General features: G+C 70.8%; 12 protein-coding genes. 8 read left to right on the top strand and 4 right to left on the bottom strand.

The features are described 5' to 3' along the window. Nucleotides 1-14: 14 nt before the first annotated feature. Nucleotides 15-410, bottom strand: a complete 396-nt coding sequence (locus ACFPZ3_RS00220; RefSeq protein ID WP_379511825.1) for an SSI family serine proteinase inhibitor — start codon at nt 408-410, stop codon at nt 15-17. 244 nt (nt 411-654) lie between these two features. Here ACFPZ3_RS00220 and ACFPZ3_RS00215 point away from each other — a divergent pair, with 244 nt between their 5' ends. From ACFPZ3_RS00215 to ACFPZ3_RS00200, 4 genes are read left to right on the top strand one after another with little or no spacing between them, the layout of a single operon-like run. Further along, nucleotides 655-2,085: an Nramp family divalent metal transporter gene (locus ACFPZ3_RS00215; RefSeq protein ID WP_379511824.1), complete on the top strand. Its 1,431-nt coding sequence runs from the start codon at nt 655-657 to the stop codon at nt 2,083-2,085. Between the two features lie 34 nt (nt 2,086-2,119). Then, on the top strand, nt 2,120-3,961 hold the full coding sequence (locus tag ACFPZ3_RS00210; protein ID WP_379511823.1) for a zinc-binding dehydrogenase: 1,842 nt from the start codon (nt 2,120-2,122) through the stop codon (nt 3,959-3,961). Nucleotides 3,962-3,978: 17 nt separating this feature from the next. Next, nucleotides 3,979-4,935 (top strand): helix-turn-helix transcriptional regulator, encoded by a 957-nt coding sequence (locus tag ACFPZ3_RS00205; RefSeq protein WP_379511822.1) that lies wholly within the window; start codon nt 3,979-3,981, stop codon nt 4,933-4,935. A 35-nt stretch (nt 4,936-4,970) separates the two neighbouring features. Continuing rightward, entirely contained in the window at nt 4,971-6,092 is a 1,122-nt protein-coding gene (locus ACFPZ3_RS00200) for a C45 family autoproteolytic acyltransferase/hydolase (RefSeq protein ID WP_379511821.1), read from the top strand. On the opposite strand, the gene ACFPZ3_RS00195 is transcribed toward ACFPZ3_RS00200, so the two are convergent. Genes ACFPZ3_RS00195 through ACFPZ3_RS00185 form a run of 3 tightly spaced genes read right to left on the bottom strand, consistent with a single transcriptional unit; the run spans nt 6,053 to nt 9,747 of the window. After that, nucleotides 6,053-7,561, bottom strand: coding sequence for an AMP-binding protein (locus ACFPZ3_RS00195; RefSeq protein ID WP_379511820.1), 1,509 nt, complete (start codon nt 7,559-7,561; stop codon nt 6,053-6,055). The two genes, ACFPZ3_RS00200 and ACFPZ3_RS00195, sit on opposite strands and share 40 nt — an antisense overlap. Beyond that, nucleotides 7,562-8,584 carry an acyl-CoA dehydrogenase family protein gene (locus tag ACFPZ3_RS00190; protein ID WP_379511819.1) on the bottom strand — a complete coding sequence of 341 codons (1,023 nt, stop codon included), beginning with the start codon at nt 8,582-8,584 and terminating at the stop codon, nt 7,562-7,564. It abuts the gene before it with no gap. After that, complete coding sequence (locus ACFPZ3_RS00185; RefSeq protein WP_379511818.1) at nt 8,581-9,747, bottom strand: acyl-CoA dehydrogenase family protein; 1,167 nt, start codon at nt 9,745-9,747, stop codon at nt 8,581-8,583. The genes ACFPZ3_RS00190 and ACFPZ3_RS00185 overlap by 4 nt, the downstream gene beginning before the upstream one ends. 350 nt (nt 9,748-10,097) lie before the next feature. Here ACFPZ3_RS00185 and ACFPZ3_RS00180 point away from each other — a divergent pair, with 350 nt between their 5' ends. The 4 genes from ACFPZ3_RS00180 to ACFPZ3_RS00165 all read left to right on the top strand — a co-directional run bounded on the left by ACFPZ3_RS00180 (nt 10,098) and on the right by ACFPZ3_RS00165 (nt 13,394). After that, nucleotides 10,098-10,697, top strand: coding sequence for a TetR/AcrR family transcriptional regulator (locus ACFPZ3_RS00180; RefSeq protein WP_379511817.1), 600 nt, complete (start codon nt 10,098-10,100; stop codon nt 10,695-10,697). A gap of 67 nt (nt 10,698-10,764) precedes the next feature. Next, nucleotides 10,765-11,742 carry an AurF N-oxygenase family protein gene (locus ACFPZ3_RS00175; RefSeq protein WP_379511816.1) on the top strand — a complete coding sequence of 326 codons (978 nt, stop codon included), beginning with the start codon at nt 10,765-10,767 and terminating at the stop codon, nt 11,740-11,742. Nucleotides 11,743-11,805: 63 nt separating this feature from the next. Continuing rightward, nucleotides 11,806-12,366 carry a copper resistance CopC family protein gene (locus ACFPZ3_RS00170; protein WP_379511815.1) on the top strand — a complete coding sequence of 187 codons (561 nt, stop codon included), beginning with the start codon at nt 11,806-11,808 and terminating at the stop codon, nt 12,364-12,366. Further along, nucleotides 12,363-13,394: a copper resistance D family protein gene (locus ACFPZ3_RS00165; RefSeq protein ID WP_379511814.1), complete on the top strand. Its 1,032-nt coding sequence runs from the start codon at nt 12,363-12,365 to the stop codon at nt 13,392-13,394. The genes ACFPZ3_RS00170 and ACFPZ3_RS00165 overlap by 4 nt, the downstream gene beginning before the upstream one ends. The last annotated feature ends 105 nt before the right edge of the window (nt 13,395-13,499 follow it).

Here is a 13,499-nt window from a genome sequence, read left to right as displayed (position 1 = left end):
CGCGGCACCTCAGGTCAGACGACCGGGCCCAGCTTGCGCTCCATCACGCAGCGGTTGGGGAACTGCTCCTGGTACGGGTTCGGCCTGCCGTACCAGTGCCCTCTCACCTCCACCGTGACCGGGTCCCAGATCAGCGGGCAGGGCCCGGGATCGACGTCCAGATTCCCGAACCACCCGTCCACGCCGCGCAGCGCGTCGCAGGCTTCCCTCGGGCGCGGGTGCACGCCCCCGTCCGGGTCGCACGTCAGGCGGAAGGCGTACGCCCCGCCGTCGGCGGGAGTGATGGTGATGATGGACTCCGCTCCCGAGGCGGCGTTGGCGGGAAGCGCCGCGAACGGCACGGTGAGGGTGGCGGCCGCGCACAGTCCGAGCGCGGCCAGTCTGCGGGCTGCGGTCAGTATGAGCGTCATGGGGGAACCTCCCTGGTCAACGGACGTCCCGGGGCGGGACGGCGCACGCATCATGACTACCGTCAGTGACCGATCTGCGGCTATTGGTGATACAGCCAGCTAGTTGTGAGCGCCCTGATACGGAGAGCTATCCATGCAGGTCATAGACGTGCGGCGTTACGCAGTGGTAATTAACTGGCTATTCCACTGGCGTTTCGGATCTCTGTAATGTGACGAACAGGTAAGCCGAACAAGGAGATCCGCAATGGCGGAATTCACCCCCACTGTTCCCACGCGAGTCCTGCCGCCCGTCGCCGTTCGCGACCTTCCAGAACCACCCCGATCCACCTGGCGCATCATCGGCCCGGGCCTGGTCGGCGCCGGCGTGGGGCTGGCGTCGGGAGAGTTCATCCTCTGGCCGTACATCGCCTCACAAGTCGGCCTCGTCTTCATCTGGGGAGCCGCGATCGGCATCATCACCCAGTGGTTCCTCAACATGGAGATCGAGCGTTACACCCTGGCCACCGGCGAAACCGCGCTCACCGGGTTCAGCCGGATGTGGAAACACTGGGGCCTGGTCTTCGTGCTCATGACGCTCGGCTCGAACCTCTGGCCGGGCTGGGTGACCACGTCCGCGACCATGGTGACGTACCTGACGGGCTCTGGTGAGGGCTCCGTACGGTGGATCGCCATCGGCATGCTGGTGGTGATCGCGCTCGGCCTGACGCTGGCGCCCGTGATCTACACCGCGCTGGAACGGGTGATCTTCGTGAAGATCGCCCTGGTGGCGACGCTGGCGGTGGTCGCGATCGTGCTCGCGATCACCGCCGAGAGCTGGCTGGAGCTGGGCAGGGGCCTGAGCGTCGGGGCCGAGTTCCCGGTGCCGCCGCTGGACTTCGCCGTGCTGATGGGCGCCATCGCCTACGCCGGAGCGGGCGGCGGCCAGAACCTGTGCCAGAGCAACTGGATCCGCGACAAGGGCTTCGGCATGGGCCTCTACGTCCCGCGCCTGGTCAGCCCCGTCACCGGCCACGAGGAGGCGGCCTCATCGACCGGCTTCCAGTTCGCGCCGACCAAGGAGAACCTGGCGCGCTGGAAGAACTGGTGGCGCTTCGCGAACGTCGAGCAGGCGTCGACGTTCGCCCTGGTGTCGTTCGTGACCATCGCGCTGATGTCGATGCTGGCCTACTCCACCGTCTTCGGTAAGCCGGGCCTGGAGAACGGCATCGGCTTCCTGCAGGTCGAGGGCCAGGTGTTGCAGGACACCGTCGGCGCCTGGTTCGGGGTGCTGTTCTGGGTGATCGGGGCACTGGCCCTGTTCGCCTCGGCCATGGGCATCGTGGACTACACCTCGCGCCTGGCATCCGACACGATCAAGACGGTCTACCTGCGCGACAAGCCCGTCTCGGTGAACCGGGTCTACTTCTACACGGTCTGGGCCATGGCGCTGATCGGGACCGCGATCCTGCTGGCCGGGCTCGACCAGCCGCTCATCCTGCTGGTGTTCTCGGCGTGCTTCGCGGCCGTGATGATGTTCGTGTACTCGATCCTGCTGATCATCCTCAACCGGCGAGCGCTGCCGCAGGCCATCAAGGTGCGCTCCTACCGGCTGGGGGCGCTGATCTGGTCGGTCGCGTTCTTCGGCACGCTGACCGTCATCGTGGTGATCCAGCAGGCGCAGAAGCTCTTCGGTTGACCTCAATCGCACTTGAGGTTGCACACTCGGCGGCATGAACGTTGTCGAGGTAACGAAGTTCGGCGGTCCCGAGGTGCTCGTGGCCGCGCAGGCCCCCGATCCCGTCTCGGGGCCTGGGCAGGTGCTGGTCGGCGTGTCGGCGGTGGACGTCATGTCCATCGACGCGCAGTTGCGTGCCGGGTGGGGGCAGGACTGGTACCCCGCCCGGCCGCCGTTCGTGCCGGGCACCGGGGTGGCCGGGCGGGTGTTGTCGGTGGGCGACGGCGTGGATCCCGGATGGACGGGACGGCGGGTCGCCGCGCTGCTCCCGGCCGGCGGGTACGCGGAGCGCGCCGTGGCCGGTGTGGAGGCCGTCGTGGCGGTGCCCGACGAGGTGCCGCTGTGGCGGGCGGCGGCGCTGATCCAGGTGGGGCCCGCCGCGCTGAGCCTGGTGGGGGCGGCCGGGCTGGAGCCGGGCGCGCGGGTGCTGGTCACGGGGGCCGGTGGGGCGCTTGGCCTGCCGATCGTCCAGCTCGCGCGGGCGGCGGGGGCCCAGGTGACGGCGGCGGCGCACGGCCCCGCCAAACGGGCGGCGGCCCTGGATGCGGGCGCGGCGGAGGCCGTCGGCTACGAGGAGCTCGCCGGGCGGTTCGACGTGGTGTTCGACGGGGTCGGCGGTGAGGTCGGCGCGGCCGCGTTCCGGCTGCTGGGCAGCGGCGGGAGGTTCTTCGCGTACGGGGTCCCCAGCGGTTCCACGGCTCCGGTCGACCCGGCGGAGGCCGAGCGGCGGGGGGTGCGCCTGGTCGGCATGGAGCAGGTGCAGTTCTCCCCCGACGAGTTCAGGCGGCTCGCCACGCTGAGCATGGAGGAGCTCGCGGCGGGCAGGCTGACGACCACCGTCGGCCTGGCCCTGCCGCTGGAGCGGGCGAGCGAGGCGCACGCCGCGCTGGAGGCCCGCGAACTGGTCGGCAAGGCCGTCCTGCTCGTCACCGCCCAGGCCGTCCGCTACCACCGGCTCGGCGGGCCCGAGGTGCTGGAGCTGGAGGAGATCCCGCTCCCCCAGCCGGGCCCCGGCCAGGTACGCGTCGCGGTCAGGGCGGCCGGGGTGAACGGCATCGACTGGAAGCTGCGCACGGGCTTCCCCGGCGCCCAGTTCGACGGCCCCCAGCGCACCGGGATCGAGCTGGCGGGGACGGTCGACGCGCTCGGCCAGGGGGTGACCGGCCTGCGGCTGGGCGAGGCGGTGTACGGCCAGGTGGTGTTCGGCGCGCTGGCCACTCATGCGATCGCCGAGGCGGACGCCCTGGTGGCCAAGCCGGACGAGCTCACGTACGAGGAGGCCGCCGCGCTGCCCGTGGCCGTCGAGACCGCCACCCGCACGCTGCGCGAACTCGACCTCCAGAAGGGGCAGACGCTGCTGATCCACGCGGTCGCGGGCGGCGTCGGGCTGGCCGCCGCGCAACTCGCCCGCGCGCTGGGCGCCAAGGTCATCGGCACCGCGAGCGAGCGCCACCACGACGTCCTGCGCGGCCTCGGCGTGCACCCCGTCACCTACGGCGAGGGCCTGGAGGAGCGCCTCCCGCACACCGTGGACCGGGTGCTGGACGCCTCGGGCAGGGACGTGCTGGAGTTGTCGGTCAAGCTCACCGGCGACCCCGCCAAGGTGATCACGATCGCGGACATGGCCGGCGCGAACCGCCTGGGTGTGCGCTTCTCGACCGGCGCGGGCTCCGGCCCCGCCGCCAAGGCCGAGGTCCTGCGCGCGGCCGGCGACGTGCGGGTGCCGGTCGCCGAGGTGTTCCACCTGGAGCGGGCCGCCGACGCCCATCGCCGCAGCGAGGACGGCCACTTCCTGGGCAAGCTCGTCGTCAACGCGGAAGCCTCTTTTCCGCATTAGCGGGCACACTGGTGCGCATGCTGGAAACCTCGGCCCGCCTGCTCAAGCTGCTGTCCCTGCTCCAGGCGCACCGTGACTGGTCGGGACCGGAGTTGTCCGCCCGGCTCGGCGTCTCGACCAGGACGATCCGCAACGACGTCGAGCGCCTGCGCTCGCTCGGCTACCCGGTGCACGCCACGCCAGGGGCGGCGGGCGGCTACCGGCTGGGCGCGGGCGCCGCGCTGCCGCCGCTGCTGCTCGACGACGAGGAGGCCGTCGCGGTCGCGGTCGGGCTGGGGCGCGCGGCCGGGGGCGGCGTCGAGGGCATCGAGGAGACCTCGGTACGGGCGCTGGCCAAGCTGGAGCAGGTGCTCCCCGCCCGGCTGCGGCGCCGGGTGAACGCGCTCAACACCTACACCGTGCAGATCCCCGGCAACGCGCCCTCCGTGGCGCCCGACGTGCTGACCACGATCGCGAACGCGGCCCGCGACCACGAGCGGCTGCGCTTCGACTACACGGGCCACGAGGGCGGCACGAGCGTGCGGAACGCGGAGCCGTACCGGCTGGTGCACCGGCGCGGCCGCTGGTACCTGCTCGGCTACGACACGGACAGGCAGGACTGGCGCACGTTCCGGGTGGACCGGATCCACCCTCGCTCACCCTCGGGCCCCCGCTTCACCCCGCGCGAGCTGCCTGGCGACGGCGACGTGGCCGCGTACGTGGAGAAGGGCGTCAGCACGGCGATGTGGCGCTACCACGCCACGGTGCTGCTGCACGCCCCGGCCGAACAGGTGCGGGCGCTGCCGCTGGCACTGGATATCGAGCCCGTGGACGCCGCCACCTGCCGGGTCAGGCTGGGCGGCGACGACCTGGACGGGATGGCGGTGTGGATCGGGCACATCGGCGTGGACTTCGAGGTGCTCGACCCGCCCGAGCTGGCCGAGTGCGTACTGCGGCTGTCAGAGCGCTACCGGCGGGCCGTCAGCGGCCGGTAAGGCCCCGGTCAGCGGGCCCGGGCAGGCTCGGGGACATGAAGAACATGACACACGTCGCGGGCGGCAAGAGCGACTTCCAGCTCGTCACCCACCTGACGCTGTCCGGCAGCCAGTTCGAGATCGGCCGGGCGCTCACCGAGGAGGCCAGGCGGCTGGGCTGGGCCCCCACACCGGCCGACCCGATCGTGAACCGGGCCCGCAGGACCTGGTTCGAGCGGCACTGGCCGCAGCACCACTCCCGCATGGACGGCGCGGCCTCCGCCCTCGGCCTCGACCCCGACCAGGACGAGGTGGCCCTCGACGGGCTGAGCTTCGTCCCGGAGGGCTCCGGCTGCTCGGCCCTGTGGGTCCCGCCGACGGCCGCCACGGACGGCCACGGGCGGGTCGGCCGCAACTACGACTTCTTCACCTGGACCACCAGCGAGATCATGGGCGGCGCGCCGAAGCAGAACGAGCTGCCCATGTCCGCCCGCCCCTACGTGATCACCACGATCCCCGACGAGGGGCTCTCCTCCGCCGTGATCACGATGTCCGACCTCGACGGCTGCATGGACGGCGTCAACTCGGCCGGGCTCGCGGTCATGCTGCTCATCGCCGACTTCGAGAGCGCCACGCCGCCGGAGAGCGTCACGCCGCAGGTCGGGCTGGGCAGCCTGCACCTGCCCCGGTTCCTGATCGACACCTGCGAGAACGTAGACCAGGCCAAGCAGGCGCTGCTGAGCGCCAAGCAGTACGACCACGGCACGCCCCTGCACTACCTGGTCGCCGACGCGAACGGCCAGGCGTTCGTGTGGGAGCGGGGCAGGGACGGCGGCGAGCACATCGTCGAGTTCGGCGACGGCCCGCTCTGCGTGACCAACCACCTGCTGCACCGCAACCCGGACCCGATGAACCTGCCCGAGGACACCGAGTCCAGCTTCGCCTCCTACGGCCGGCTGCGCTCGCTGTACGAGCGCAGCAAGGGCGCCACCATGTCACCGCGGGACCTGCGTGACAGCCTGCGCGAGGTCCAGGCGGCCGAGGACCCGGCCGCGCCGTTCCGCACGTTGTGGAGCACGGTCTTCGACACCACTGACCGCACCCTGTCCACCCGCTTCTACCTGGGCGACGGCGACCGTTACAGCGAGGAGCTGGTGTTCCCGGCCTCCCCCAGATAGTCCAGGCGCACCTTCGAGCGCGACAACTTGCCGGTCGGGGTACGCGGGAGCACGTCGCGGTACTCGATCACCCTCGGCTGCTTGAACCTGGCGATCCGCGGCCCGCAGTGCTCAAGCAGCTCGGCGGTCAGCTCGGGCCCCGGCGCGACCCCCTCGGCGGGCTGCACGAGGGCGACCACCTTGTGGCCCCACTCCTCGTCGGGCACCCCGATGACGGCCACGTCGGCCACCGCGGGGTGCTCCAGCAGGGCGGCCTCGATCTCGGCTGGGTAGATGTTCACCCCGCCGGAGACGATCAGGTCGGTACGCCGGTCGCACAGGAACAGGTAGCCGTCGGAGTCGAGGTAGCCGATGTCACCCGGGGCGTACCACTCGCCCAGCATGCTGGCGGCCGTCTTGGCCGGGTCCTTGCGGTACTCGAAGGTGCCCATGGCCGACTTGACGTAGATCAGGCCGGGCTCGCCCGGCGGCAGCTCCACGCCGTTCTCGTCGCAGATCTTGGCCTCGAACGTGGGCGCGGGCCGGCCCACGGTGCCCGGCCTGGCCAGCCATTCGTGCGGCTTGACCGCGAAGGCGATCGTGGACTCGGTCGAGCCGTAGTACTCGTACAGCACCGGCCCCCACCAGTCCATGATCCCTTGCTTGACCGCGACGGGGCAGGCGGCGGCGGTGTGGATGACCTGGCGCAGGCTCGACACGTCGAACTTGCCCCTGACCTCCTCCGGCAGCTGCAACATCCGGTGGAACATGGTGGGCACCATCATCGCGTTGGACACCCGGTGCCGCTCGATGAGCTCCAGGATGTTCAGCGGGTCGAACCTGGGCGTGATCACCACCGTGTGGCCCAGGTGCAGCGCGAACTGGGCGTGCGCGCACGGCGCCGAGTGGTACATCGGCGAGGTCACCAGGTGCGTCTCGTCGCCCGCCTTGAGGTCCACGACCTCGCCGAAGAACCACGTGTACAGCGGGACGAGCTTTTCCGGCTCGGCCCCGGCCAGCGGGCGCTGCACGCCCTTGGGGAATCCGGTGGTGCCGGAGGTGTACCACATGACCGCCCCGGCCGCCCGGTCCTCGGGCGCGGTCGTCGGCCGGCCCTCGGCCAGGCCGTCCGTCCCGGCCTCGCCGCCCGGCACGCTGTGGTCGGCGTCCGTGATGACGATCTTGGCGTCGCAGTCGCCCAGGATGTACGCCACCTCGGACGCGGTCAGATGCCAGTTGACCGGCACGTAGTAGAGCCCGATCTGGCCGGTCGCCATGACCATGACCAGCGCGTCGATGCCATTGGGCAGCACGCCCGCGACGACGTCCCCGGTGCCGAGCCCGCGGGCCCGCAGGCCGTGCGAGACCTGGTTGACGCGGGCGAGCAGGTCGCCGTAGGAGGTCTCGGCGCCGTCGGTGTCGATCACCGCGAGGCGGCCGGGGTCGGCGGCGGCGATGGCGTAGAAACCCGGTAGGTCGCTGACGTCCATTTAGAGCTCCAGCAGTTGAGCGAGTCGGGCGCGGTGCACACGCGGTGGGCCGAGCAGCACTTCGTCCGCCTTGGCCCTTTTGTAGAACAGGTGGGCGTCGTGTTCCCACGTGTAGCCGATGCCGCCGTGCAGCAGCAGGTGGTCGCGGGCCACCTCGAAGCAGGCGCGGCCGACGTACGCCTGCGCCAGGGCGGCGGCCTCGGGCAGCTCGTCGGGGGCCTCGTCGGCGGCCCACGCGGCGTATCTGACGATGGACTCGGCCTGTTCGAGCTTGCCGTGCATGTCGGCGAGCTTGTGCTTGACGCCCTGGTAGGAGCCGATGTAGCGGCCGAAGGCGACGCGGACCTTGGCGTAGGCGACGATGGCGTCCAGCGCCGCCCGCATCACCCCGAGCTGCTCGGCGGCCAGCGCCACGCACAGCCGGTCGGCGATGCCGTGCTCCGGCGCCGGGCCGAGCACGCGCACGGGCGCGCCCTCCAGCACGACCTTCGCCTGGCCGCGCGTGAGGTCGAGCGTCTCCAGCGCGGTCCTGGTCACGCCGGGGCCCGCCAGCTCGACGGCCACCATGACCAGGCCGTCGCCGGTGCGCGCGGGAACGACCAGGACGTCCGCGTCCATGCCGGAGAGCACCTGCGGCAGCGTGCCGCTCGCCGTCGTGCCGTCGGAGGCGACCTCGCTCTCGTCCAGCGTGGCCGCGATCCGGCCCTCGGCGATGCCCGACATCAGCTCTTTGTCGGGCACCAGGGTCAGCGCGAGAGCGGTGAACGCGGTGGCCAGGAAGGGGCCGGGCAGCAGGGCCGCGCCCGTCTCCTCCAGCGCGACCGCCAGCTCGGACAGGCCCGCGCCGGCGCCGCCGTACTCCTCGGGGATGATCAGGCCCGACAGGCCCAGCTCGCCGTTGAGTCGGGCGTACACCTGGGGGTCGTAGCCGTCGCGGACCTTGGGCAGCGGCGAGGCGGTGCGCAGGAAGTCGCGTACGGCGGCGCGCAGCTCCTGCTGTTCCTGGCTGAGTACGAGCTTCACGCCTGCGTCCCCACCTTCAGGTCCTTGAACGGCACGGTTTTGTCCACCCGAGGCTCCGGCGGCAGGCCGAGCACGCGGTCGCCGACGATGTTGCGCATGATCTCGTTGGTGCCGCCACCCAGCGCCATGCCGGGCGCCATCGAGATCGCGCGGGCGAGCGGATGGCCGGCCAGCGCCGCCTCAGGACCGACCAGCCGCGTGGCCAGGTCCGCCTGGTAGAGGGTCAGCTCGGCCAGCAGCAACTTGGCGGCGCTGCCCCGCGCGCCGGGGAAGATCCCGGCCCTGGTCTCCTGGGCCAGCCGCTGGTTGAACAGCGCCAGGGCGCGGCTGCGGATGTGCAGCTCGACGAGCTCGTCGCGGACCAGCGGGTCATCGGTGTCGACGACCTTGCGCAGTGCCTCCAGCGAGGCGGGGTTGTCCTTCTGCCCGCCCATGCCGACGCCCGCCGAGATCGACAGCCGCTCGTGCAGCAGCGTCGTGACGGCCACGCTCCAGCCGTCGTTGACCTCGCCCACGCGGTGCTCGTCAGGGATGGTCACGTTGTCGAAGAAGATCTCGTTGAAGTTGGCCCTGCCGGACATGTCCTTCAACGGCCTGACCGTCACGCCGGGGTGGTGCATGTCCACCACGAACATGGTCAGCCCCTTGTGCTTGGGCACCTCCACGTCGGTGCGGGCCAGCAGCAGCCCCCAGTCGGCGTAGTGGGCGACCGAGGTCCACACCTTCTGGCCGTTGACGATCCAGTGGTCGCCGTCGAGCTCCGCCTTGGTCTGCAGGCTGGCCACGTCGCTGCCGGCGCCGGGCTCGGAGAAGAGCTGGCACCAGATCTCCTCGCCGCGCAGCAGTGGCCGGACGAAACGCTCGCGCTGGTCGTCGGTGCCCCGGTCGACGATCGTGGGGCCGGTCATGCCCAGGCCGATCGAGAAGACGTACGTGGGCAGGGTGTAGGCGGCGGCCTCCTCGGCGAACACACGGTCTTCCGCCTGTGTCAGACCCTGGCCGCCCCATCGCTCCGGCCAGGTGATTCCCGAGTAGCCGGCGTCGTACAGGCCGGCCATGAAATCTCTGGCACGGGCGATCCCGTCCGTCTCCGCGTAGTCGTCGGACGGCACGTTCCGCTGCAGCCAGGCCCTGGCCGCACGCCGATAATCCTCAAGGTTCACATCGACTCCTCGGCATCAGTGCTCACTTACTCTAGTCAGGTCATCGCGGCACGCATAGAGCATTGCTCTGGAGGTCGCCGCGGCGCTGTTGGCGCCGGCGCGAGACCGGGGACAAGCCACGACGGCAGGCGCGGATCGAGGATTCGGCCACCGACGACCGTTTCGTCCTGGGGATGCCGGTTAAGGATGACTGAGGCAGTTTGTTGAGACCCCAACCGAAAGGCGTTCGGGACACGCGGTTACCATGATCAACCTGACCGCCGGCGAATGACCACGAGGGAGATCTTTATGCCAGAACCGTCCCGGTTTGTCCTATAAATCCCAGTGATCAGAAGTTAGAGTTACTCGCTGTGACAACAGGTTTCAGCCGATTACGGCGCGAGGATTTGCTGAAGACGGCCTGCGAGGTGATCGCGGAGCAGGGGTTCGGCCACACCAGGACCCTGGACATCGCCAGGGCCGCCGGGGTGAGCCAAGCGCTGCTCTTCTACCACTTCGAGACCAAGGAGCGGCTGCTCGCGCAGGCCTTCACCTATGCCGCCCGGCTGCATCTCAACGCGCTCGCGGACGTCGAGCGGTCCAAGGGCACGCCACTCGACCGCATGCGCTCCCTGCTGCGGCTCTGCTCCCCCGCCATCCCCACCGAGGGCTGGCGGCTGTGGATCGACGCCTGGTCCGAGGCGATGCGCAGCGTCGAGCTCGAAGAGATCTCGCGGAAGATCGACGCCAGGGGCCGCACGCTGATGCGTACGATCATCGAGGCCGGCGTGGAGTGCGACGAGTTCGTGTGCGAGATCCCCGACGACACCACGTGGCGGCTCTTCGCGCTGATAGACGGGCTGGCGGTCCAGACGCACGCGCATCCGAAGGTGTTGTCACGGCGACGGGTGAACGCGCTCATCCGTACGGCGGCGGCGAGCGAGTTGGGGGTGCCCGCGGAAAAGCTGTGATCCCGCCCCTTCCCAGCCTTATTGGATTCTCCGTACAATTGCTGGGCGAGGGAGAGGAGTGCATGCGATGACATCCGCACCGAGCTCTACCGCCGCCAGGGAACGTGACGAGAAGGTCGCGAGCGGGAGCGCGTACCGAGCGGTCATCGAACGCCTCTCGAAGGCGTCGGTGGACAAGCACTGGGAGCCGTACCGCGACATCCCGTGGGACGATCCGGAGTTCCAGGTGGACCAGACCGATCCGCGCTGGGAGCTGACCGGGGTGGACCGGCTGGGCGCCCACCCCTGGTATCGCGCCCGCTCACCCGAGGTGCGCGCGCGGATCGGGTTATGGCGGGTGGCCACCGCCATGAAGATCGGGCTGCAGTTCGAGAACCTGCTCAAACGCGGGCTGCTCAACTACGCCTACCGGCTGCCGAACGGATCCCCCGAGTTCCGGTACGTCTACCACGAGACCATCGAAGAGGGACATCACGGGATGATGTTCCAGGAGTTCGTGAACCGTACCGGGATGCCGATCCGCGGCATGCCCCGGCCGTTATCGATCATCGCCCAGGTGGCGCCCTGGATCCCGCTCGTCTCGACCGAGTTGTTCTTCGTGTTCGTGCTGGGCGGCGAGGACCCGATCGACCACGTCCAGCGCCGGCTGCTCAAGGACGGCAGGGCGCACCACCCGCTGGAAGAGACGATCATGCGCATCCACATCGCGGAGGAGGCCAGGCACATCTCGTTCGCCCGGCACTACCTGCGTAACCGGGTGCCGCGCCTGCCCGCCCACCGGCGGCTGCTGCTGGGCGTCGTCTCGCCGCTCATCCTCGGCGTGATGGCGCGCATCATGCTGGCGCCGCCCGGGCCGATGATCCGCCGCTTCCGGATCCCCGCCCACGTGGTGGCCGAGGTCTACCTGCGCAACCCGGAGGCCCGGCGGGAGATCCGCGACTCGGTGGGCAAGACGCGCGAGCTGTGCGCCGAGATCGGGCTGATCAACCCGCTCACCCGGCGGATCTGGCAGGTCATGGGGATCTGGGAGGCCACCTCCGCGTGACCGGTCTTCCATCGATGGGACCATGGACAGGTTCTCGAAGTGTTCGATGGAAGGTTCTGATCTGTGAGGCGGCTACTCACGGTCCTGCTGCTCGCGTTCGCCTCGGTGGGGGCGTTGTGCTCCCCCGCCATGGCGCACAACGTGCTGATCAGCAGCGACCCTGCCGACGGGGCCACGCTTTCCGCCTCGCCCGGGCGGGTGACGCTGGTGTTCGACCAGGCGGTGCGCCAGGGATACGCGCAGGTGGGCGTGACCGGGGCGGACGGCTCCTCGTGGGCCGACGGGAGTGCCGCCGTCGCGGCCGAGCGGGTGTCGGTGAAGGTGAAACCGCTGCCCGCCGGAGGCTCTTACGTCGTGGGCTACCGGATCCTGTCGGCCGACGGGCACCCGGTCACGGGGAAGATCACCTTCCGCCTGGCCGCGGACGCCTCCGGGGTCACGGCCGGGGCGGCTTCCGGCGGCACCAGCGCCGAGGCCGCCGAGGCGGCGGCCAACGGCGGGGCCGGGATGGCCGTGGTGTGGATCGTGGGCGCGCTGCTGGTGCTGGCGGCGGGCACCGCCGTGGCACTGCGCCGCTCCGGCCCGGCGGCACCGGCTTCCGGGGCTGAGGGGACGCGGTCGTGACGGTCGCCGCTCCTCCCCTGCCCCGGCAGCGCGTCGGCGGGCGGCTGGTCGTGGGCGCGTTCGGCGTGTGCGCGGTCGTCGCGGCCGTGGCGGCCAGTTCGTTCACCGCGCAGGAGGCCGTCCCCGGGATCCCCATGCCGGGACCGCTCGTGTCGTTCGGGCTGCCCGTCGTCCGTGTGCTGCTCGACCTGGCCGCCGTGGCCGCGGTCGGGCTCAGCCTGCTGCCCAAGCTGCTCGGCTTCAGCGACCCGGACCGTACCGAGCCGGTGCTGGTCAGGGTGCGCCCGCTGGCCGTGATCGCCGCCTGGGCGTGGGCGATCTGCGCGCTGCTCACCATCGTCTTCCAGACCGCCGAGCTCAATCCCGGCGCCGTGCCGACGTTCGGGATGATCGCCGGCTACATCGGGAGCGTCGGCACGGGTCAGGGGCTGCTGTTCAGCGCGGCGTGCGCGCTGGTGGCGGCCGGCATCGGGCTGATGGCGGTGCGGTTCGGCGAGAAGGTTCCCGCCGAGCTGCGGGTGATCGTGGCGTTGTTCGGGCTGTTGCCGATCCCGGTCACCGGGCACGCGGTCAACTCGGTCTGGCACGACCCCATCATGATCTCGATGGAGATCCACGTCATGGGCGCGGCGGCCTGGACGGGCGGGCTGGTGGCCACGGCCGCGTTCCTGGCGCCGCACCGGGACCTGCTGGCCAGGGTGATGCCGAAGTTCTCCAGGATGGCCACGGTGTGCCTGCTCATGGTGGCGCTGTCCGGCCTCGTCACGGGGCTGGGCACGATGGCGCTCACGCCCGGGGTGAAACTGCCGGACGCGATCGTGACCAGCCACTACGGGCTGCTGGTCGTGGTCAAGACCGCCCTGGTGGCGCTGCTGGTGCCGCTGGCCGCGCACATCCGCTTCCGGCTGCTGCCCGCCATCCGCCGTGGCCAGGCCACCGCCCTGGTGGGCTGGGCGGCGGCCGAGGTGGGCGTGATGGGGCTGGCGTACGGCGTGGCGGTGGCGATCACCCGCGCCTCGATCGCCTGAGAGCCTTCTACGGCGTCGCAGCCGTCTACGGCGTGGGGGCGCGCCGCCGCAGACGGCATAGCGGCTGTCCACGGCGTGGGGCCGCCGCAGACGGCATGGCCGCCG

The organism is Nonomuraea insulae, assembly GCF_042656245.1.
The sequence above is the reverse complement of the archived record's forward strand: the minus strand, read 5'-3'. Positions and strand labels throughout refer to the sequence as shown.

Excerpts from the sequence above, each read along its gene's own strand:
- ACFPZ3_RS00220 (WP_379511825.1), bottom strand. The coding sequence starts at position 410 with ATGACGCTCATACTGACCGCAGCCCGCAGACTGGCCGCGCTCGGACTG.
- ACFPZ3_RS00215 (WP_379511824.1), top strand. The coding sequence starts at position 655 with ATGGCGGAATTCACCCCCACTGTTCCCACGCGAGTCCTGCCGCCCGTC.
- ACFPZ3_RS00210 (WP_379511823.1), top strand. The coding sequence starts at position 2,120 with ATGAACGTTGTCGAGGTAACGAAGTTCGGCGGTCCCGAGGTGCTCGTG.
- ACFPZ3_RS00205 (WP_379511822.1), top strand. The coding sequence starts at position 3,979 with ATGCTGGAAACCTCGGCCCGCCTGCTCAAGCTGCTGTCCCTGCTCCAG.
- ACFPZ3_RS00200 (WP_379511821.1), top strand. The coding sequence starts at position 4,971 with ATGAAGAACATGACACACGTCGCGGGCGGCAAGAGCGACTTCCAGCTC.
- ACFPZ3_RS00195 (WP_379511820.1), bottom strand. The coding sequence starts at position 7,561 with ATGGACGTCAGCGACCTACCGGGTTTCTACGCCATCGCCGCCGCCGAC.
- ACFPZ3_RS00175 (WP_379511816.1), top strand. The coding sequence starts at position 10,765 with ATGACATCCGCACCGAGCTCTACCGCCGCCAGGGAACGTGACGAGAAG.